The sequence below is a fragment of the Vitiosangium sp. GDMCC 1.1324 genome (genome assembly GCF_003044305.1).
GTDB lineage: Bacteria > Myxococcota > Myxococcia > Myxococcales > Myxococcaceae > Archangium.
Genome location: NZ_PZOX01000007.1, coordinates 227,238 through 248,228 on the forward strand (window position 1 = coordinate 227,238; position 20,991 = coordinate 248,228).

Annotated in this window: 11 protein-coding genes; 6 read left to right on the top strand and 5 right to left on the bottom strand. The window is 70.4% G+C overall.

What is annotated here, in order from left to right; translation table 11 throughout:
• The first annotated feature begins 21 nt into the window (after positions 1 to 21).
• Together DAT35_RS22055 and DAT35_RS22060 are read left to right on the top strand one after the other, a co-directional pair.
• Positions 22 to 1,602 (top strand): long-chain-fatty-acid--CoA ligase, encoded by a 1,581-nt coding sequence (locus DAT35_RS22055; protein ID WP_108069079.1) that lies wholly within the window; start codon positions 22 to 24, stop codon positions 1,600 to 1,602.
• 34 nt (positions 1,603 to 1,636) lie between these two features.
• Positions 1,637 to 9,085: a type I polyketide synthase gene (locus DAT35_RS22060; protein ID WP_108069080.1), complete on the top strand. Its 7,449-nt coding sequence runs from the start codon at positions 1,637 to 1,639 to the stop codon at positions 9,083 to 9,085.
• A gap of 16 nt (positions 9,086 to 9,101) precedes the next feature.
• Here the strand turns inward: DAT35_RS22060 and DAT35_RS22065 are convergent, their stop codons facing one another.
• Positions 9,102 to 9,989: a RimK family alpha-L-glutamate ligase gene (locus tag DAT35_RS22065; protein WP_199242966.1), complete on the bottom strand. Its 888-nt coding sequence runs from the start codon at positions 9,987 to 9,989 to the stop codon at positions 9,102 to 9,104.
• A 160-nt stretch (positions 9,990 to 10,149) separates the two neighbouring features.
• Here DAT35_RS22065 and DAT35_RS59065 point away from each other — a divergent pair, with 160 nt between their 5' ends.
• Positions 10,150 to 10,593, top strand: coding sequence for a nuclear transport factor 2 family protein (locus DAT35_RS59065; protein ID WP_158501824.1), 444 nt, complete (start codon positions 10,150 to 10,152; stop codon positions 10,591 to 10,593).
• 28 nt (positions 10,594 to 10,621) lie between these two features.
• Here the strand turns inward: DAT35_RS59065 and DAT35_RS22075 are convergent, their stop codons facing one another.
• Together DAT35_RS22075 and DAT35_RS22080 are read right to left on the bottom strand one after the other, a co-directional pair.
• The gene (locus DAT35_RS22075; RefSeq protein ID WP_108069081.1) at positions 10,622 to 11,830 is read right to left on the bottom strand and encodes a PLP-dependent aminotransferase family protein; all 1,209 of its coding nucleotides are present in this window, start codon (positions 11,828 to 11,830) and stop codon (positions 10,622 to 10,624) included.
• Between the two features lie 2 nt (positions 11,831 to 11,832).
• On the bottom strand, positions 11,833 to 12,303 hold the full coding sequence (locus DAT35_RS22080) for an Lrp/AsnC family transcriptional regulator (RefSeq protein WP_108069082.1): 471 nt from the start codon (positions 12,301 to 12,303) through the stop codon (positions 11,833 to 11,835).
• Positions 12,304 to 12,491: 188 nt separating this feature from the next.
• On the opposite strand from DAT35_RS22080, the gene DAT35_RS22085 reads away from it, so the two are divergent.
• Positions 12,492 to 15,578 carry an MG2 domain-containing protein gene (locus DAT35_RS22085; RefSeq protein WP_108069083.1) on the top strand — a complete coding sequence of 1,029 codons (3,087 nt, stop codon included), beginning with the start codon at positions 12,492 to 12,494 and terminating at the stop codon, positions 15,576 to 15,578.
• On the top strand, positions 15,575 to 17,911 hold the full coding sequence (locus DAT35_RS22090; protein WP_108069311.1) for an alpha-2-macroglobulin family protein: 2,337 nt from the start codon (positions 15,575 to 15,577) through the stop codon (positions 17,909 to 17,911). The genes DAT35_RS22085 and DAT35_RS22090 overlap by 4 nt, the downstream gene beginning before the upstream one ends.
• A 51-nt stretch (positions 17,912 to 17,962) precedes the next feature.
• Here DAT35_RS22090 and DAT35_RS22095 read toward each other — a convergent pair whose 3' ends face one another.
• Positions 17,963 to 18,499: a carboxymuconolactone decarboxylase family protein gene (locus DAT35_RS22095; protein WP_108069084.1), complete on the bottom strand. Its 537-nt coding sequence runs from the start codon at positions 18,497 to 18,499 to the stop codon at positions 17,963 to 17,965.
• A gap of 130 nt (positions 18,500 to 18,629) precedes the next feature.
• On the opposite strand from DAT35_RS22095, the gene DAT35_RS22100 reads away from it, so the two are divergent.
• Complete coding sequence (locus tag DAT35_RS22100) at positions 18,630 to 19,205, top strand: MarR family winged helix-turn-helix transcriptional regulator (RefSeq protein WP_108069085.1); 576 nt, start codon at positions 18,630 to 18,632, stop codon at positions 19,203 to 19,205.
• Between the two features lie 114 nt (positions 19,206 to 19,319).
• On the opposite strand, the gene DAT35_RS22105 is transcribed toward DAT35_RS22100, so the two are convergent.
• Positions 19,320 to 20,849: an endo-1,3-alpha-glucanase family glycosylhydrolase gene (locus DAT35_RS22105; RefSeq protein WP_146209829.1), complete on the bottom strand. Its 1,530-nt coding sequence runs from the start codon at positions 20,847 to 20,849 to the stop codon at positions 19,320 to 19,322.
• Positions 20,850 to 20,991 lie beyond the last annotated feature (142 nt).

Consider the following 20,991-nt stretch of genomic DNA (forward strand, 5'->3'; position numbering starts at 1 on the left):
TCAGAAAGAGAGCGAGTCATCATGTTGGAGCACTACGACGCCATCACGACCCTGGCCGACATCCCAGATCTCCATGCCCGCGCGACCCCCGACGACATCGCGCTCATCGCCGACGGCCGCCGGAGCTCGTACGCCGCGCTGGCGGAGCGCAGCGATCGGGTCGCGAACGCGCTCATCGCGGCGGGGCTGTCGCGCCAGTCGCGCGTCGCGATGCTGGGGACGGACAGCGAGTACGCGTACGAGCTCCTCTTCGGGTGCGCCAAGGCGGGGATGGTGATGCTCAGCATCAACTGGCGGCTCGAGGCGAGCGAGATCGCGTACATCGTCCAGGACTCGGAGGCCGAGCTCCTGTTCATCACCCGGGAGATGGCGGCGACGGTCGAGGCGTTTCTGCCTTCCTGCCCGCGGGTGAAGGCCGTCATCGTGTTCGACGAGGCCTCCGAGCGTTACCCGGTCTATCACGCGTGGCGCGATGCACATCCCGGGCGGCGCGAGGCGAATCAGATCGATGGAGCCCAGGCGGTCGTGCAGGTCTACACCAGCGGCACCAGCGGGAGGCCCAAGGGCGTGGTGCTGTCGCACGGCTGCTTCCTCGATGTGATCCGCGAGGTCGTGCGCTCCGGCGATGAGCTGATCCACTGGAAGACCGGCGACGTCACCTTGCTCGCGCTGCCGTCGTTTCACGTCGGAGGCCTGTGGTTCGCGATTCACGGGCTGGTCAACGGCGCGACGAACGTCATCATGAAGGCGTTCACCGGCGCGGCCGCGCTCGAGCTCATCGAAAAGCATGCGATCACCAAGGTCGCCTTCGTCCCGGCGATGATCCGCTTCATGCTGTCGGAGCCGACCTGCCGGACCTCGAACCTGTCGTCGGTCGACCAGCTGGTCTACGGCGGCTCACCGATGCCCAGGCCGATCCTCGAGCGCGCGCGCGAGGTCTTCAAGTGCCGCTTCACGCAGAACTACGGGCTGTCCGAGACCACCAACATGGCGGTGTTCCTGCCGTCGGCGGAGCACCTCGACCCGGCCAACCCGCGGCTCAAGGCGGCGGGCAAGCCGCTACGCGGTGTGTCGGTGCGGATCCTCGATCCCGACGGGCGCGAGCTGCCGCCCGGCCAGGTCGGGGAGATCGCCTTCAAGACCGCGGGGCACATGCTCGAGTACTGGAAGCTCCCCGAGGAGACCCGCAAGACGCTCGTCAATGGCTGGATCCACACCGGTGACGCCGGCTACGTGGACGAGGATGGCTTCGTCTACGTCACCGACCGCATCAAGGATCTGATCATCTCGGCGGGCGAAAACATCTATCCGGCCGAGCTCGAGCGCATCCTGGTCCAGCACGAGGAGATCGCCGACGTGGCTGTGATCGGCATCCCCGACGACCGCTGGGGCGAGGTGCCGATCGCGATCGTGGTGCGGCGCCCCGGATCGGCGCTGACCAAGGCCGAGGTCATGGGCTTCGCGCGCAAGCATCTCGCGAGCTTCAAGATGCTGCGGACGGTGGAGTTCATCGACGCGCTGCCGAGGAATCCGAGTGGCAAGGTTTTGAAGCGCGTGCTGCGCGAACCGTACTGGGCCGGGCGGGAGAAGCGCGTCAACTGACCCGCCTTCTCACGCACGCAGGAGCCAACACATCATGTCGCAGAGCGCCCAGCAGTCAGAGAAGGTCCTCCGCATCATCGAGCGGCTGGAGAACGAGGTCGCGGTCCTGCGCAGAGCCCAGGATGAGCCGATCGCGGTCGTGGGGCTGAGCTGCCGGTTCCCTGGCGCGGATGGTCCGGATGCGTACTGGTCGCTGCTCCACCGCGGCGAGCCGAGCATCATCGAGGTGCCGCGGGAGCGTTGGAACGTCGACGCACTGTATGACCCGGACCCCGACGCGCCGGGCAAGATGTCGACGCGCTACGGCGGCTTCCTCGAGCATATCGATCAGTTCGATGCGTCGTTCTTCGGCATCTCGCCGCGCGAGGCGGTGGTGATGGATCCGCAGCAGCGCATCCTGCTCGAGCTGTCGTGGGAGGCGCTCGAGAATGCCGGGTTGTCGCCGGACGCGCTGTACGGCTCGCCGAGCGGTGTGTTCGTCGGCGTGTGCTCCTCCGACTACTGCCGGATGGCGCTCCAGAACGTCGAGAACGTGACGGCGTACCTGGGGACGGGCAACGCCACGAGCGTCGCAGCGGGGCGGCTCGCGTACACCTTCGGCTTCAACGGGCCGTGCGTGTCGTTCGAGACGGCGTGCTCGTCGGCGCTGGTCGCGGTGCACTACGCGGGCGAGAGCCTGCGCCGGGGGGAGTGCCGGGTCGCGCTCGCGGCCAGCGTCAACTTGAACCTCGCGCCCGAAATCACGACCGCGTTCTCCAAGGCGCGGATGATGGCGCCCGACGGGCGGTGCAAGACGTTCGACGAGCGCGCCGACGGGTACGTGCGCTCGGAGGGCGCCGCGGTGCTCGTGCTCAAGACGCTGTCCGCGGCTCGGGCCGACGGCGATCGCATCCTGGCGGTCATCCGTGGGACCGCCCTCAACCAGGACGGCGCGAGCTCCGGTTTGACGGTCCCCAACGGTCCGATGCAGGAGTCCCTCGTGCGGCGAGCGCTGGTTCGCGCCGGTGTGAAGCCGGGTGAGGTCGATTACATCGAGGCCCACGGCACTGGCACCGCGCTCGGCGATCCGATCGAGGTTGGCGCGCTCGCGGAGGTGTTCGGTCCTGGCCGCACCCAGGACCGGCCGCTGCTCCTCGGATCGGCCAAGACGATTGTGGGGCACCTGGAGATCGCCGCGGGGATGGCGGGGCTCTTCAAGGTGATCCTGTCGCTCCAGCACGAGACGATCCCCGGCTACCCGACCCTGCAAGCGCTGAGCAGTCGCATTCCGTGGCGAGACATCCCGATCGTCGTCCCACGGCAGCCGGTCGCGTGGCCGAGAGGCAAGCGAGCACGCATCGCCGGAATCAGCGCCTTCGGCTTCAGCGGCACCAACGCGCACGTCGTCGTCGAAGAACCGCCCCGCGCCGCACCCGTTGCCGCGGAGGCGCAGCCAGCGCACCTCCTGTGCCTGTCGGCGCGGACGCCGGACGCGCTCGCCGCGCTGGCCGGGCGCTACGCGGATTGGCTGGGACAGCACCCCGACGCGACGCTCGACGCGGTGTCGTGGACGGCGAACAACGGGCGCGCACGGTTCTCGCAGCGTCTCGCGGTGGTGGCGAACGGACCGTCGTCGCTGCGCGACAAGCTCGCGGAGTTCGCGCGGACCCGGGTGGCATCGGGGAAGGACATGCAGCTGGGCGTGGCCCCGGCGGTAGAGGGGCGGCTCGCATTCCTGTTCACCGGCCAGGGCTCGCAGTACGCGGGGATGGGCAAGGAGCTTCACGACCTGCACCCGGCCTTCCGCGCGACCCTCGTCCGCTGCGAGGAGATCCTCGCGGCGCACCTCGATCTGCCGCTCCGCGAGATCCTGTGGGGTCGCCACTCCGGGCTGCTGAACCAGACGAAGTACACCCAGCCAGCGCTGTTCGCGCTCGAGGTGGCGCTGGCGAACCTCTGGCAGTCGTGGGGGGTCCGTCCGTCGTATGTCATGGGCCACAGCGTGGGCGAGCTCGCGGCGGCGTGCGTGGCGGGCCTGTTCGACCTCGAGGACGGGCTGAAGCTGATCGCCGCGCGGGGCCGGTTGATGCAGGCGCTGCCCGACGGCGGGGCGATGGCGGTGATTCTGGCGGGGCGGAGCGCGGTGGAGCCGGTGGTTGCGGACCATGGCGATCGGCTCTCGATCGCCGGGCTCAACGCACCGGAGCAGACGGTGATTTCTGGGGAGCGGGCCGCGGTGCTCGCGGCGTGCGAGCGGCTGGGGCAGCAGGGGATCCGGAACCGCGGGTTGCTCGACGTCTCGCATGCGTTCCACTCGCCGCTGATGCGGCCGATCCTCGACGAGCTGCGAGCGGTCGCCGAGACGGTGACGTACCGTCGCCCGACGATCGACATCATCTCGAACGTGACCGGCACGGTCGCTGGCGACGAGATGGCCACGGCGGCGTACTGGGTGGACCACGTGCTCGCTCCGGTCGACTTCATGGCCGGCGTGCGGGCGCTGGAGGCGAATCGCGTGGTGGCGCTGCTCGAGGTGGGACCGAGCGCGACGCTCGTGGGCCTGGCGACCGCCTGCGTCGAGCGCGGCCGGTTCGTGACGGCGGCGAGCCTGCGGGCCAAGGCGGCACCGTGGTCGCAGATGCTCGAGGCCCTCGCGACGTTGTTCGCGCACGGCTTGCCGGCGGACCTTCGCAAGGCGGGACGGTGTGAGCAGCCGACGCCGCCCCGGCTGGCGCTGCCGACGTACCCGTTCCAGCGTCAGCGTTACTGGATCCACCGCGCTGATGGCTCGACGGCGACGATGCTGACGGCGTCCGGCGAGCACCATGCGCTCCTCGGGCGGAAGCTGCGGAGCGCCGCGCTGCCACCGGGCGATCTTTTGTTCGAGGGCGCGCTGTCCCCGAGCAGCCCGGCGTACCTCCGCCATCACCGCGTCTACGACAAGGTCATCGTTCCGGCGGCGGGCTATGTCGAGATGGCGCTGGCCGGCATCCAGCAGGCGTTCCCGCAGGCGGCCCCGGTGCTCCGCAACGTGGCGGTGCAAGCGGCGTTGGTGCTGACGCCGGATGTCCAGACCGTGGTGCAGACGCACTTCGCCGACGCTGGCGACCAGCGCTATCGCTTCAAGATCCTCAGCGCGGCCTCCGAGGATGCCGCGACGTGGCAGGTCCACGTGACCGGCGAGATCGAGGTGACGCCGTCCGGTGGTCTGCCTCCGTCCGCGATTGACGGGGAGGGCGTGCACCGGCGGTTCGACGAGAGCGGTGAGCGGCTCGATACGGAGGCGTTCTACGCGCGCTACGCAGCGCTCGGTCTGGGCTACAGCGGCGAGTTTCGAGCCGTCGTGGAGCTCCGCCGCCTCGCGGGCGATGGCGCGCAGCCACCAGAGATCCTCGCGCGGATCCAGCCGCCTGGCGTGTCTCGCGACGACGCGGAGAGCTACGTGCTCCACCCCGCGATCCTCGACGGCTGCTTCCAGGCGGTCGGTGCGATGGTCGGGGAGCAAGCCGATGTGGTCTACCTCCCCGTTGGGATCGAGGCGCTGCACCCGTTGCGCGCGGTGCCCGAAGCGCTGTGGGCGCATGCCGTCCTCCGTCGCTCGCCCTCGCCCGGAGATCCGCGCGTCGTCGCCGACATCCACATGTTGGACGATGAGGGACGCGTGGTGTGCGTGGTGGCCGGTCTGCAGGCCATGCGCGTCGACCGCCGCGCGCTCGCGTACGCGACTGCCACGTGGAAGGACAAGCTCTACGGGCTCACGTGGGCGCCTCAGAGCCTCCCCGAGCTGCCGGTCGAAACGGAGGCCTTGGATGCTGGCGGCCCCCGGCGGCGCTGGCTCGTGCTTGGCGATCGCGGAGGGGCCGGCACCCAGTTGAAGGCGGTGCTCGAGGCGCGGGGAGAGATCTGCGCGCTCCTGGGTGAAGGCGACGTCGATCCGCTCGACAAGGCGTCCTGGTCTCGCGCGCTCGCGGACCACGCGGCCGCGAGTGATCGGCCGCTCGCGGGCATCGTTCACCTCTGGGCGCTGGACGATGCGCTTGAGGGTGCATCCGGTCAGGCATCCAGCGACGAGATGGACGACGGGACGTCCGTGCTCGAACGGTCGCTCGCGAGGTCGTGCGGCAGCACGCTGGCGCTCGTGCAGGCGCTGATGGATGTCCCTGGCCAGCGTCTCCCGCGCCTGTACCTGGTCACGCGTGGCGCACAGGCGGTCGTGGAGGGCGAGCGGGTGAGCGCGGCGCAGGCGGCGCTGTGGGGACTCGGGCGCACGATTTCACTCGAGCATCCCTCGCTGGGCTGCACGTGCGTGGATGTCGACGCCATCGACCTGGGCGCCGTTGCCGCCGAGCTCCTCCATCCGGACGCCGAGCTTCAGGTCGCGGTTCGCGCCGGCAAGCGCCACGTGGCGCGATGGTCCCACGCCGCGGCGCAGTCCAGGGGACAGCTCGCGATCCCAGGCGAGAGCTACCGGCTCCGCACGTCCGCGTACGGCTCGCTGGACCGCCTGACGCTGGTCGCGGCCGAGCGGCGTGAGCCCGCGGCCGGCGAGGTCGAGATCGAGGTCTGCGCGTCGGCGATCAACTTCAAGGACGTCCTGTACTGCCTCGGGATGCTCGAGGACTTCAGCCGCAAGGCCGGAATCCTCCGCGCCGTCGATCAGCCGCTCGGGTTCGAGTGCGCGGGCCGCGTCGTGCGCGTCGGCCCCGGCGTGGAGGGGCTCGCCGTCGGCGACGAGGTCTTCACGATGGCGCCGTCGGCCCTGGCGAGCCACGTCACGATCGACCGCCGGCTCGTGCACATGATGCCGAGGAACCTGTCGTTCGCGCAGGCTGCCTCGATCCCCGCCGCGTTCATGACGGCGATCTACAGCCTCGAGAAGCTCGCGCGGCTGCGCCCGGGCGAGACGGTGCTGATCCACGCTTGCGCCGGCGGGGTCGGGCAGGCCGCGGTCCAGATCGCGCGGGCGCGCGGCGCGACGGTGTTCGGGACGGCGAGCCCGGCGAAGTGGGACCACGTCAAGCGGCAGGGCGTCGAGCACGTGATGAACTCGCGCACCCTCGACTTCGCCGACGAGATCCTGCGCATCACCGAAGGCCGAGGGGTCGACGTCGTTATCAACAGCCTGACCGGCGCGTACATCTCCCGGAGCGCCGACGTGCTGGCCAAGGGCGGCCGGTTCGTCGAGATCGGCAAGATCGGGATCTGGAGCACGGCCGAGATGGCGGCCTACCGGCCCGACGTGGAGTACTTCTCGTTCGACCTGGGTGACGTCGACGGCAACGCCGAGCTCCAGGTGGACCTCCTCGCCAACGCGGTTCGCGGACTCGAGGACGGCCGCCTCGCGCCGCTCCCCGTCAAGACGTTCCCCATCCGGCAGGCCGAGGCCGGGTTCCGCCACCTCGCGCAGGCCAAGAACATCGGCAAGGTGGTGCTGACGTTCCCCGCGAGCGAGCGTGCGGCGGGCGCGGCGGTCCGGGCCGATCGCAGCTACTGGATCACGGGCGGTCTCGGCGCGCTCGGGCTGCACATCGCGCGGAGCCTCGTCGCGAGCGGCGCGCGGCAACTGGTGCTCTCGGGCCGCTCCGAGCTGAACGATGGAGCTCGCGAGGCCGTCGCGGCGCTGCGCGCGGCGGGGGCAGAGGTCGTCATCGAGCGGATGGATGTCTCCGATGCCAGCCAGGTCGCGGCGGTCGTGCAGCGCATCGAGCGCGAGCTCCGGCCGCTCGGCGGAATCGTGCATGCGGCCGGTGTGCTCGACGACGGCGTGCTCGTCAAGCAGACCTGGCAGCGCTTCTCGCGCGTGCTCGCGCCGAAGGTCGCGGGTGCGTGGAACCTGCACGTGGCCACGCGGTCGCTGGAGCTCGACTTCTTCGTCCTGTTCTCGTCGATCGCGGCGGTGATGGGAGCGCCGGGGCAGGGCAACTACGCCGCGGCCAACGCGTTCCTGGACGGGCTCGCCGCGCTGCGCCGGAGCCAGGGATTGCCGGCGACGAGCATCAACTGGGGGCCGTGGGCGGCCGGTGGGATGGCGGAGACGACGCGCGCCGCCAACCGTGCGCGCTTCGAGTCGGCTGGCCTCGGGCGCATGTCGGTCGGCGACAACGTGGAGGTGTTCGAGCACCTGCTGCACGGCGCGCCCACGACGGTGGCCGTCGCCGACGTGGACTGGACGAAGTACCTGAAGATGGTGTCGAGCCCGGGGCTTGCACGGCTCTACTCGCTGCTCGGCCAGGGCTCGGCGCGGGCCGAACCGCCGCAGGTCGGTGCGCTGCTCACCCGCCTGACCCAGGAGCCGGAGGAACAGCGCGAGGCGACCCTCATCGAGTTCCTGCGTGGCCAGGTGGCGAGCGTCGTGGGGCTCGCGTCGGCCGATGCGGTCGAGGTCACGCAGCCGCTCCTCGAGCTCGGATTCGATTCGCTGATGGCGGTCGAGCTGAAGAACCGCGTCGAGTCGAGCCTCGGCTGCACGCTCAGCCCCTCGCTGCTGTTCGATCACCCGACGCTGGAGCAGCTGGGGCGCCACCTGCTCGTGGACGTCCTCCGGCTCGGTCCGGCCGGAGATGCCGGTTCGCGCGCTGCTGCGGCCGCACCCGCCGAGGAGGTGGCGACGGACGCGGCCGTACCGCTCACGACGCACCGTGAGTCGTTCATCACGGCGAGCGATCGCACGAAGCTGTGCGTCTGTTCGTGGGGGCCGGAGGACGCGCCGCTCGTGCTCTGCGTGCACGGTGTCCTCGACCAGGGCGCGAGCTGGGACGAGCTGGCGGTCGGCCTGGTCGAGCGCGGCTACCGCGTGGTGGCGCTGGACCTCCGCGGCCACGGCCGATCCGGGCACCACCCGGCGAACGTCGCGATGACGGTCCTCGACTTCCTGTTGGACCTGACCACGGTCGCAAACCACGCGACTGATGCGACGAAGCGGCCGTTCATCCTGATCGGGCACTCGATGGGCGGGGCGGTGGCCACGCTGTTCGCATCGGCGTACCCCGAGCGGGTCGAGCGTCTGATCCTCGTCGAGCCGGTCATCCCGCACCTCCGAGAGCAGCACGGCGCGCTCGATTTGCTGAAGAACGAGCTGCGGTACCTGACGGAGCCGCCAGCGCACACGGCCTATCCCGATCTCACGACCGCCGCGCGCATGCTCACCTTGAGCCATGGCGGGCTGAGTACGGGCCGATCGCTCAAGCTCGCGCAGCGGATCACCGAGCCATGCGACGGCGGGCTTCGCTGGTCGTGGGATGCCCGTCTGCGCAACCCGCTGGGCATCGATCTCGGCTTCTCGCGCGCGCACTACCTCGCGCTCCTCGATGGGCTCGCCGTTCCGTCGATGCGAATCTACGGCACGACCAGCCAGTTCGCCGGGACGCCCGTGCTCGTTCCGTCCGACGCCCGGCTGCCACGCTCGCGGAGCGTCAGCATCGCCGGTGGGCACAACCTCCACACCGACGACGCGGCCGCGTTGCTGAACGAAGTGCTGACCGGGCTCCAGCCGGAGACCGGGTGAGCCCCGGGAAGGGCGACTACCGTCCGCGGGCCTTGTGGGTGATGACGTCCGCCAGGCGGTCCACCGCGCGTGGCCCGCCCTGACGGAGGAAGAGGTTGGGCTCGGTGGCCTCCAGCTCCATGAGGCGCAGCCCGCCCTTCTCGTCCCTGGCGATGTCCACGCGGGCGTAGAGCAGCTCGCGGCCGGTGGCGGCGAGGACCTGTCGGGCGAAGGTGCGCTCGTCCTCGGCCGAGGGCGCTGGCTCGGCGGCGGTGGCGTCGTAGTCCGGGTTCCCCGACAGGGCCGCCGGCCGCTTGATGGCGTGGGTGTGCTCACCACCAAAGAAGAGGAGGGAGCGCTCGCCGTAGCCTTCCACCGAGCTCAGGTAGGGCTGCACCATCATGTCCTTGAGCGGGAGGATGCGCTCCACCAGGGACTGGGCGGCGGGGATGTCCTCGGGCTTCCGGACCCGCAGCGTGTCGCGGGCGCCCGCGGACACGGTCGGCTTCACCACCGCGTCGGTCCAGCCGCGCTCGGCGAGCAGGGCCTTCATGTCCGGCGTCGAGCCGCGCTCCAGCCAGACGGTGGGCACGGTGGCCACGCCCCGCGCCTCGAGCTCACGCAGGTAGCCCTTGTGCGTGTTCCAGCGGAGCACCTCGGGAGGATTCCACAGCGGGCAGTGAGCGCCCGCCCGGTCCGCCCAGGCCACGAACTCATCGCGGCGTCTGTCCGAGTCCCACGCGGTGCGGACCAGCGCGAGCCGGAAGCGGCTCCAGTCCACGGCGGGGTCGTCCCAGATGACCGGCCCGGCCCGCAGGCCCCGCGAGGCGAGTGCATCGGCGAGGAGCTTCTCGTCGGGCAGGCACTCGGGGAAGGTGGAGGCGGTGACGAGGGCGACATCGAAGGTGCTCACGTTCGCGGACATGGGCGCTCTAGATAGCGGTTCGGGGGTGGGGCGCACGTGGAAAGTGCTCGGACGTCTGGTGTGCCCTCCGAGCGGGCGAGCGGCCTGTGCCCATGACACCTGGGTGTTCTCATCCAGGGGACGGGGGTGCTCCGTACCCTTGTCCGAGGAGGAGTGTGTCATGACCCATCCCAATGAGCAGCTCATCCGCGAGCTCTACGCCGAGTTCAGCAAGGGCAACCTCGACGGTGTCCTGGCGCTCTGCACGCCGGACATGCGGTTCCACTTCGGCGGTCACAACGCGCTCACGGGCGACTACGACCGCGAGGGACTGGCTCGGTTCGCGATGAAGTTCGGGCAGATCGCGGGTCCGTCGCTGCGGATCAACCTCGACGCCGTGCTCGCCAATGACGAGCGCGGCGTGGTGTTCCTGCGCGATACCTTCACCCGCCAGGACAACGGGAAGTCGTACGACGTGCGCCTGCTCCACGTGTACCGCATCGAGAACGGCAAGCTCGCGTCCTTGGAGGAGGTGCCGTTCGACCCGAGCGCCGTCGACGAGGCCTGGAGCACCTCGTGTGCACCGGCTCCTCATCCGCCGGAGCCGGTGCACTCGATTCACTGAGTGCCCGGCCGTGCGCTGTGTGCCCTGCCTACTTGTGCGCGGCGATGACCGCGCCGAGCCGGCGCATGCCCTCTTCAATGAGCTCCGGCGGGCGGTTGGAGTAGTTGAGCCGCATGAACTCGGTGCGAGGCTCGGCGGCGAAGAAGGGCGAGCCGGGGACGAAGGCGACGCGCTTTTCGAGCGCATGGGGGAAGAGGGCATCCGCGCTCATGCCGCGCGGCAGCTCCACCCACAGGAACATGCCGCCGTCGGGCTGCGTCCACCGGGTGCCCTCGGGCATGTGCTTCTCCAGCGAGGAGAGCATCGCCAGGCAGCGCTCCCCGTAGACGGCGCGCAGCTTGTCCAGGTTGGCGTTGTAGTCGAAGCGCGACAGCAGGCGCGCGGTGGCCCGCTGCGCGAGCGTGGCGGTGTGCAGGTCCGAGGCCTGCTTGCCGATGACGAGGGCGCGGATGATCTCTCGCGGCCCCACGGCCCAGCCGATGCGCAGTCCGGGCGCCAGCGTCTTGGAGAACGTCCCCAGGGTGACGACCACGCCCTCGTCGTCGAGCGAGGCCAGCGAGGGGAGGTGCTCGCCACGGAAGCGCAGCTCGCCGTACGGGTTGTCCTCGAGGATGAGGATGCGGTGCTTCTGGGCAAAGCGCACGAGCGCATGCCTGCGCTCCAGCGACAGGGTGGTGCCCTTGGGGTTCTGGAAGTTGGGCACCAGGTAGATGAGCTTGGGCTTGCGGCCCGCGACGAGCCGCTCCAGCTCGTCCACGCGCATGCCGTCATGGTCGCTGCCCACCACGGCGAACGAGGCCTCGTAGCCACTGAAGGTCTGCAGCGCGGCGAGGTAGCTGGGGTTCTCCACCACCACCAGGTCGCCCGGGTCCAGCATCGCCTTGGCTACCAGCTCGATGCCCTGCTGAGAGCCGTTGGTGATGAGCACCTGGTCCGTCGCCGCGCGCAGCCCGCGCTCGCCCAGGTGGGCGCAGATCCACTCGCGCAGGGGGCCGTAGCCCTCGGTGGTGCTGTACTGCAGCGCGGCGCGGCCCTCGTCCACGAAGACCTCGGCATGTGCCTGGGCGATGGCCTCCACCGGGAACAGCTCGGGCGCGGGCAGCCCTCCGGCGAACGAGAGGACGTCGGGCCGCTCGGCCACCTTGAGAATCTCCCGCAGGGCGGACGCCTTCATCCGCGACATGCGCTGGGCGAGCGGGAATGCCGGGGGGGCGGAAATGCTGACTGCCGCGGTCATGGTCAGGCTCCTTTCAGCTCATCGGAGGAGACGTGGACGTACGTCTCTTCCTTGATAGAGGACAGGACGATGGTGGTGTGAGTGCGCGTGACGCCGGAGATGGTCCGCAGCGTCTCCACCAGAAGGGTGTCGAGCGTCTTCGTGTTCGAGGTCCGCACCTTGAGGATGTACGAGTCCTGACCGGCGACGCGGTGGGCCTCGAGCACCTCGGGCATCGCGAGCACCTTCTTGGCGAACCCTTCGAAGTACTTCGGGTGCTCGATGCTCACGCCGATGAAGGCGGTGATGTCCTTGCCCAGCTTGGCCGCGTCCACGCGCGCCGTGTAGCTGGTGATGACGCCTCGCTCCTCGAGCTTGCGGATGCGCTCGGCCACCGCGGGCTGGGACAGCCCCACCGTCCGGGAGATCTCCAGCTGCGTGGCGCGGCCGTCGCGCTGCAGCAGGTCCACGATGCGGTAGTCGAGTTCGTCCATGTGAGGCTCAGAGACCTTATTTTTATAAGTCCCGATGTCGATACACGAATAAGATATATGTCTCTCGGGTGCCGCGCAAGCTGCGGCAGGCGGGCAGACGGGCTCCTCATCGGCGGGACCGGGGGGCGCGCACGCGCTTCCGGCGCGCGAGGCCTGCTCCGGCATAGAGTGTCGGCCGGGGAGGACAGATGAACATCCGTTTGAACCGCCGGGTCGCCCTCGGCATCGCCGTGGGGCTCGTCGTGGGCCTCGTGGGGTGGGCCACCTCGGACGTGTGCGTATCCGCCTGGGTCTTCCAGGGGGTGAAGGTGCCTCGCTGCCCGGACGGACGTCTGCGCCAGGTGGTGGGGTTGCGTGTCGACGGGCTCGCCCGAGAGGCCACCGGCCATGTCTTCGTCTCGGCCGAGGCCTACGGTGTGACCACTCGTGCCTGGGAGCAGCTGCGCGCCCCGGTGCGGCGCCTGGAGGCGTCCCTCTTTCTCGTGGACGCCGAGGGCAAGGAGTCTCCGCTCCAGCCCGAGAAGCGCTGGGAGCAGCAGGACTCGGACTACTCCCTGCGCGCTCCGGTGAAGCTGCCCGCGCTGCCGGATGGGGACTACAAGCTGCGCGCCCGCGTCACCTCGCCGCTCGGCACCGACACGGTGGACGCCCCGCTGCCTCTCTATGCCCCCGCCCGCGTCCACGTCCTCACCGACCGGCCCCTCTATGAGCCCGGTCATCAGGTGCGCTTCCGCGCCGTGGTGCTGCGCGCGAAGGACCTCGCCCCCATCGACGGACGCCCGGGGACGTGGTTTGTCACCGACCCTTCCGGCGAGGTGGTACTGGAGCAGCGCATGCCCGCGGGCCCCTGGGGCGTGGTGGCCGGCGACTTCCCGCTCGACCGCGGCGCGCCCAACGGCCGGTGGACGGTGCGCTGGGCGAGCGGCGATGTCTCCGGTGAGGCCTCCTTCCAGGTGAAGCCCTTCACCCTGCCGCGCTTCCGCGTCGAGGCCCAGAGCACCCGGCCCTTCTGGCGCGCGGGTGACTCTCCCGTCGTCGAGGGACGGGTCGTCTACAGCTCGGGCGCTCCGGTGGCGGACGCGGCCGTGGACGTCTCCTGGAACGCCTCGGGCGCATGGCCCCCGCCCATCGAGTGGCTCGACGAGAAGGCCCGGGACGGGCTGCCCCGGAAGGCGCGCACGGATGCCTCGGGACGCTTCCGCCTCACCCTGCCGCGTGTGCCCTATGACCTGCGCGGCCAGGCCACCCTCTCCGCGTACCTGTCCGCCACGGACCCCGCGGGGGACCACGTGCAGGGCGGTGCCTCGGTGCTGCTCGCCGAGGACGCGCTCTCCGTGTCAGCGGTGACGGAGCTGTCGGACGGCCTGGTGGAGGGCTACAGCAACCGCGTCTACCTGCGTGCCACCACCGCCGATGGCCAGCTGCTGCCCGGCGCGGAGCTCACCGTGAAGCGCGCGTGGGACCCGCGCGACGAGGGCGTGAGCGCGGTGACGGACGAGGACGGTGTGGCCGCCTTCCAGCTCGACCCGGGACCGCCCGTCAACGTCGTCCTTCCCCCCATGCCGGTGCGCCACCCGCCTCCGCCTCCGCCGGTGTCGCTGAGCGGGGTGAGGGACCTGCTCACGGACTCCCATTCGCCCGAGCTCGAGGACCAGCTCGCCCTGGAGCGGTGGCTGGAGTCCCTGCATCCCTGTGCGCGCTTCGTCTCGCCCGAGGAGGGCGCGGCCCAGGTGACGCTGGGGGTGCGCGTGTCTTCGGGAGGCTCCGTGGTGGACGTGGTGTCAGGCAATTCGCCGCTGGGGGCCTGCCTCGCCTCGGTGGCCCGCTCGCGCTCGCTGCCGCCCGGCCGCGAGCGGATGCTGGCGCTCACCTTCGACGTGCAGAACCCCGGGCTGCCCTCGCTCTCCCTCCAGGCGCTCGACATCTCCGGCACCAGCCAGGAGCTCCAGGAGGCGTTGCATCACGCGGCGCTCGATGCGCGCGCCTGTCTGCCCGGAAAGCTGTCGCTGTCCGCTCCGCTGCCGGCCGCGCTCACCTGGCGCACACGCCCGGGGCGGAACGAGGTGGAGGTGGGCTGGTCGTCCCTTCCCCAGCAGCAGGGCATGCTGTCCTCGAGCCACCTGTCCTGCATCCAGTCCCGCTTCGCGCGCCTGGTGTTGAACTCGAAGCCGGAGGACGCCATGGGCCTGGTGCGCTTCACCGCCGAGCCCGCGGGCACCGACTCCGAGAGCGACGTGTCCCAGGAGACGACGCTGCTCGGCTACGAGCTGAGGGTGAGCGCGAAGGCGGGCAAGGAGGACCTGGGCTCGACGAAGCTGGTGCTCCACCCGGCGCGACTGCCGCCCGCTCGCCTGAGGGCCACACCCGTGCTCGCGCGAGCCGGAGACGAGGTCCGCATCGAGCTGCTGCGGGGCCCGGACTTCCAGGGCGAGCTGCCGGCGGAGTTCTTCCTGATGGCGGGGGACAAGCAGCTGAAGGCGGAGGTGGAGAAGTCGGGCCGGTTGCCGGTGGCGCGCTTCCAGCTGCCCGCGGACTTCGAGGGCTGGGCCGAGGCGTCCTGGGCGGGAGCGGTGGCCCGGGTGTACGTGGCACCGCGCGCACAGCTCGCGCTGGAGGTGGCGCCGGACAAGACGGCCTACACGCCCGGCGAGCTGGCCCACCTCCAGGTGCGCACGCGAGTGGATGGCAAGGACGGCCCGGCGGCGGTGGGCCTCTTCGGCGTGGACGAGAGCCTGTCGCAGCTCGTGCCGCTGCCGGGGACGGGCGCGCTCGATGGGCTGCGCCCGGTACCCACGGTGGCTTCGCCGGCCTTCGATGTGCTGGACGGGACGGCGCTCGCCATGGGCCGCATTCGGGGAGCCAACGCGGCCGCCGCCACGCTGCTGCGGGTGTCCGGAGTGCCTCAGCGGGAGGGAGGCGAGACACGGGTGTCGCTCTCGGTGCAGGGCACCTTCGCTCCGGACGTGGAGCTGACCGAGCCCTTCTACCGGGTGCTCGCGGAGCTGTCGGAGCAGGTGCGCACGTGGGAGGAGTCGGCGCCCCAGGGCGAGACGCTCTCCGCCGCGGGGATGGCGAAGCTGTGGGACAAGGCGCTCGAGGCCTGTGAGAAGCGCGGCGAGGCGGTGACGGACGCCTATGGCCGCCGGTTGAAGCTGTCGCGGCTGCCGCAGGAGTTGCTGGCCCTCACCGATCCTCGGGCGGTGGTGGTGAGCGGGACGCGGTTGCCGGAGGACGTCGAGAACTGGGGCGCGTGGGTCGCCCGGGAGGCGCCATGAAGCGCAACTTCATTCTGGGTGGGGTGTGTGTCGTCGCGGGCTTCGCGCTGAGCACGTGCTGGCAGAACCTGACGCGCTTCCAGGCCCGGGCCGCTCCCGCGTCCGCGCTGGCCGGGGAAGACCGGATGTTGGCGAAGAAGAGCCTCAGCACCTTCGGCGAGGCGGACGAGGAGATGCCGGCGGCCGAGCCCATGCCGGCTGCTGCCCCGGCCCCGGCCGTGGTGGCGGAGGGCATGCTGGGCGGTGGTGGTGCGAGGGGCGGTAAGAAGGACATGCTGCCGGGCTCGATGCCGCCGCCGCCGCCCGCGCCACCCCCCGAGGCTCCGGCCACGCCGGGGCGGGCCTGGTTCCCCGAGACGTTCCTCTTCGAGCCGCTGGTGGTGACGGACGAGTCCGGCTCGGCCTCGGTGCCGGTGAAGGTGCCGGACCGGCTGACGAACTGGCGCGTGCTGGCGCTGGCGCACTCGCGCTCGGGGGCACAGGCCGGGGCGGTGAGCACCTTCGCGGGCACGCTGCCCACCTACGTGGACCCGGTGCTGCCGCCCTTCCTGCGCGCAGGCGACGTGGTGCGCGTGCCGGTGCAGGTGGTGAACACCACGCAGACGCCGGTGACGCGCTCGCTGAAGGTGGAGGCCCAGGGCGCGGCAGTGGAGGGCGGCTCGCGCACGGTGACGGTGCCGGCGGCGGGCAGCGTGGTGGAGTACGTGACGGTGCGCGCGGCGCAGCCGGGGCCGGTGACGGTGCGGGCCTCGCTGGGGGGAACGGACTCGGTGGTGCGCACCTTCGACGTGTGGCCCACGGGGAGGCCGGTGGTGGAGACGCGGGGAGGCACGCTGGCCGCGCCGCGCACGTTGGAACTCGCGGGCCCCGAGGACGCGGTGGCGGGCAGCGAGCGGGTGCGGTTGCTCGTGTACCCGGGCGCCCTGGGTGTGCTGCGAGCGGAGCTGGCCGCGGCGAACGGGCGTGGAGGCGTGGCCGAGGACGCCTACGCGCTGCTGCTCGCTGGCCGGGCGCCGGAGCTGCTGAAGTCGCTGGGCGGCACGGCGGACGCGGAGGTGCTCAAGCACATGTCGGCGCTCGCGGGGCAGAGGGTGCTGCGGGCCGGCCGGGCGTCGGATGTGGCCACCGCGGCGCTGCTGGCCGAGGCGGCGCTGGCGCACCCGGACAACCCCGTGCTGTCGCGCCTGGGCGAGCGCCTGTCCGGACAGGTGGCCGCTGCGCAGCGGCCGGATGGGACGTGCCAGGGAGCGGATGGCTGGACGTTGCAGCGGCTGCTGGTGGCAACGGCGGACTGTGCCCGGGCGGTGCGAGCCGGCACGGGGACGGACGCGGGCCGCCGGCGGGCCTCGGCCTTTGGCGCGCGCGTGGCGGGGGCCTTCGAGCGCTACGTGGCGCGAGTGCAGGACGGCTACACGGCGGCGGCAATCCTGGCCAGCGGTGGCGTGTCCGGCACGGTGCGGGACGCGCTGCGCAAGCAGGTGCGCGAGTCCCTCCAGAAGCGGCCGGACGGCTCTGCCTTCCTCCCGGTGGGCCCGGGCGTGGTGCGTGCGGACGGCCTGGTGCCCTCGGAGGCCGAGGCCACCGCGCTCGCGGTGCTGGCGCTCGTGGACGACAAGGAGGCGCCGCTGGCGGACCTGGGCACCTCGCTGCTCGCGGACTACCGGCCCGAGCGCGGGTGGGGTGACGGGCGCGCGAACCTCGCGGGTCTGCAGGCGGCGCTGGCGCTCTTCAAGGAGCCGCTGCCGGCGCAGGTGAGCGTGGTGCTGGAGCGCGACGGCAAGGTGATGACGGAGGGGACGTTCGACGCGAAGGCGCTGCGGGAGGTGCTCGCGCTGGAGGGAGCCGCGCCCGGCTCGGCGGGGAAGCACACGTGGACGGTGCGAGCGGAGCCGGCGGTGCCGGGGCTGGGCTTCTCCCTCACGCTGGGCACCTACGTCCCGTGGCGTGCGAGCCAGAAGGGCAGCGGGCTGGAACTCGCGGTGAAGGGCCCGGCGGAGGTGAAGGTGGGGATGCCGGCGGAGGTGACGGTGCAGGCGGCGTCACCGGCGGGGATGGTGCTCACGCTGCGCCAGGGATTGCCCGCGGGAGTGCAGGTGGACCGCGCGAGCCTGGATGCGCTGGTGAGCGAGGGAAAGGTGACGGCGTACGAGGTGGAGGATGGGGCGGTGAGCCTCACACTGCCACCCCGGGGCGCGGCCGAGCCCTTCAACGCGCGCTTCCGGGTGGTGCCCACGCTGTCGGGCTCATTGCAGGCGGGAGCGTCGAGCCTCACGCCGGTGGAGCGGCCGGACCTCGTCTTCCACGTGCCACCGGCCACCTGGGCGGTGCGCTGATCGGACGACAGGGCGGCGCTCCAGGGTCGGGTCCCACATGAGGGGTGGGACTCAGGCCACCTTGGGGAAGTCCACCTCGGTGCCGGCGACCACGTTGAGGTAGTTGGTGAGCACGTTCTGTGCGACCGCGGAGACGACCTCGACCAGCTCCGCGTCCGTGAGGCCCGCCTTGCGGGCGGCGGCGAGCTGCTTGCCCGTGTCCGCGCCATGCGTGCGCACGATGGCCAGCGCCAGGTCGAGGATGACCTGCTCCCGCGGATTCGCCGCGCGGCCGGAGCGGAAACCGGCGAGCTCATCGGCCGGGACGCCCTGGAGCTTGCCGAGCGCCGTGTGCGCCGACAGGCAGTAGGTGCAGCCGTTGGCCTCGGCCACGGCGATGGCGATGGCCTCCTGGGTGCGCGCCGGCAGCGACGCCTTCCCCATCGCGCCGAAGTAGCCAGCCACCGCCTCGAGCGCCGCGGGCGAGTGGGCGAACGTCGCGAACATCTTCGGCACGCCGCCGAACTTCGCCTTGAGCGCCTCCAACGTGGGCTTGGACGCCTCGGGGGTGGTGGAGGAAGTGACGGGGGCGATGGTGGGCTGGGACATGAGGTTGCTCCTGGATGGAGAGCGGTCGGAGCCAGGGGGGCCTCGGCCGGTCGATTGGTTTCGACTCGATACCAATTAGGGGCCTCGGGCTTTCTTGTCAAGAAGGTTTGGGGTCGATACCTTCTGGGTCATGGGTGCCGAATCTCTGTACGCGCTGCTCGAGCGCATCACGAACCTGCTGCGCAACGAGGAGCGCGCCGTGGGGCTGGAGCACGGGCTGCAGCCAGTGCACCTGCAGACGCTGCACTACCTCTCGGTGTGCAATCGCTACAGCAACACTCCCGCGGGGCTCACGGAGTACCTGGGCCTCACCAAGGGGACGGTGTCGCAGACGATCGCATTGCTGGAGGGCAAGGGGCTGATTGAAAAGGAGAGCAGCAGCACGGATCGCCGCGTCATCCATCTGCACCTGACGGAGGAGGGCCGCACCCTGCTGAGGACGCTGCTGCCGCCCGCGCTCTTCTCCCGTGCCCTCGAGGGGCTGCCGGACGGTGGCACCGGGCTGGAGGCATCGCTGACGGGCCTGCTCCGGACCCTGCTGGTGACGCACGGTCAGCCGAGTTTCGGGGTGTGTGCATCCTGCCGCCACTTCCAGCGGGAGGCGCAGGGTCGTTTCCGCTGCGGGTTGACGCAGGAGCCGCTCAGCCGTGCGGACAGCGCGCTGCTGTGCCGGGAGCACTCGGCCCCGGAGGTGTCGGCGTCCTGAGCTCGTACGTCAGTGCCTCCACCTCTTTGTTCAGGTTGATGAACCTGAACGCGATACCCCACCGCCCACGAAATGTGCCAGGGCCTCTGAGGACCCTGGCGTCAGAGAGACACGCTACGGGAGCCGATCCTGCGGCAGGTTGTTCTGGACTCCCGAGACCACCGGGCGGGAGGAGCTTCCAGCGCGGTAGAGGAGATCCTGCCAGACGATGGGCGAGCGGGTGCGGAAGGCGCTCGTGAGGTTGATGACCGCCGTGCCATTCCTGCTCAGCTGGAAGCCAGGCTGGTCATTGGCCTGCAATGGCGCGTCGAAGAACTGCGGGCCGGCGGAAAGATCGGCGGCGTAGGCAGTCCCACCCGAGGTGATCTGAACGCGCCCGCTGGACTTCAGCATGCCCAGGACGAAGACCCGGTCCAGGAGGGCCACACCGTTCTTCGAGGCAACGGGTTTGGCCTGCTGGGCCGTATCGTAAGGCTCGGTGCTCAGGTGCATGCGATGCGAGTAGTAGAGGACATCGCGCACGATGGCCGGCTGCTGGCGGGTCTTGAACCAGGTCGTGTAGTACGCCGTCAGGTCATAGAACGCGTACTGCACGGCCGAGTTGGGCCGCAGGGCGTGGCCTTCGTAGTGGTCATTCCAGGTGATGATCTGGACCATCTTCACGCCCGAGTCGATGGCCGCCTTCCAGGTGTTGTACTGGGTCTTGAAGCCCGCCGTCTCCGTGGTGATGGAGTTGGTGGGGCGGTTGTCCGTGTGGCTGACCGGGGGAGAGTAGGGGACGCCGTTCTGGTCGCCCCAGGCCTTCAGGGTGTTGATGCCGGTCAGGGGGTTGGACGTGTAGGGGAGGTTGTCCCAACGCGAGAAGGTCGCCTCGGCCATGAACGGCTTCATGGCGTTGCGGTTGGCCTCGCTCGGGTCGAGCAGGGTTCCCCACAGCACCGCGTCGATTCCATGGACGGTCTTCAGTTGATCGAAGAACTCCTGATACCAGGAGGCGGGCAGGGCCTCGGGCCTGTAGCTGCCCACCACGAACTTGCCGTTGAGCTTCTTCCACGAAGCGCGGTTCTTGAAGGCCGCGATGTCGTCGGCCCGCAGCCGGGGCTCACTCGCTCCGCTGTTGCCCGCGAGGATGCTGCTGTCGATGTTGGGAATGACGTAGAAGGGCGCGCTCGGGTTCTCGGCGTTGAACTCGTCGGCTGCGTTGAAGAGGTCCGTCAGCCACTTCCAGCGGGCATCGCTGGGCCGGAACCAGAGATTGAAGAGGAAGCCATCAACGCCCACGGCGGCGGCCGTCTGGATGTCTGTCTTCATGTCCCGCTTGCCGTAGTCCGACTCCAGCGCCGGAACGGCCAGGATGGGCACGGGCCGATCGCGCAACCACCCTCCGATGGACGCGTAGGTTCCCGTGGGTTTGAGCCAGTTGGTGTAGTTGTCGTAATACTGGCCACCACTGGAGCCATAGCTGCGCAGCGGGAAGTTGTGCCAGTGGGCGAAAACCTTGTACTCGCTGGTGGCGAGGTCGGCCCGTGCCGGCATGTCGAAGGGAAGGAGCGCGTTGTCCAGCTCGAACGGGGCCTTGGTGGCCAGGGGGGCGCTGCTCGTCTCCAGGTTGGGAGCCGTCTCGGGTGGGGCACAGGCCGACACAGCCACTCCTCCTCCGAGGAGAAGGAAGAGGAGGCCGTGCTTCAATCGGGAAATACTCGCGCTGAACAAGGGATGGCTCTCTTTCTGAGAAGACGAACCCACTCAGGAGTCCGAAGGGCGGCCCAGGACTGGAAGCTCCAGC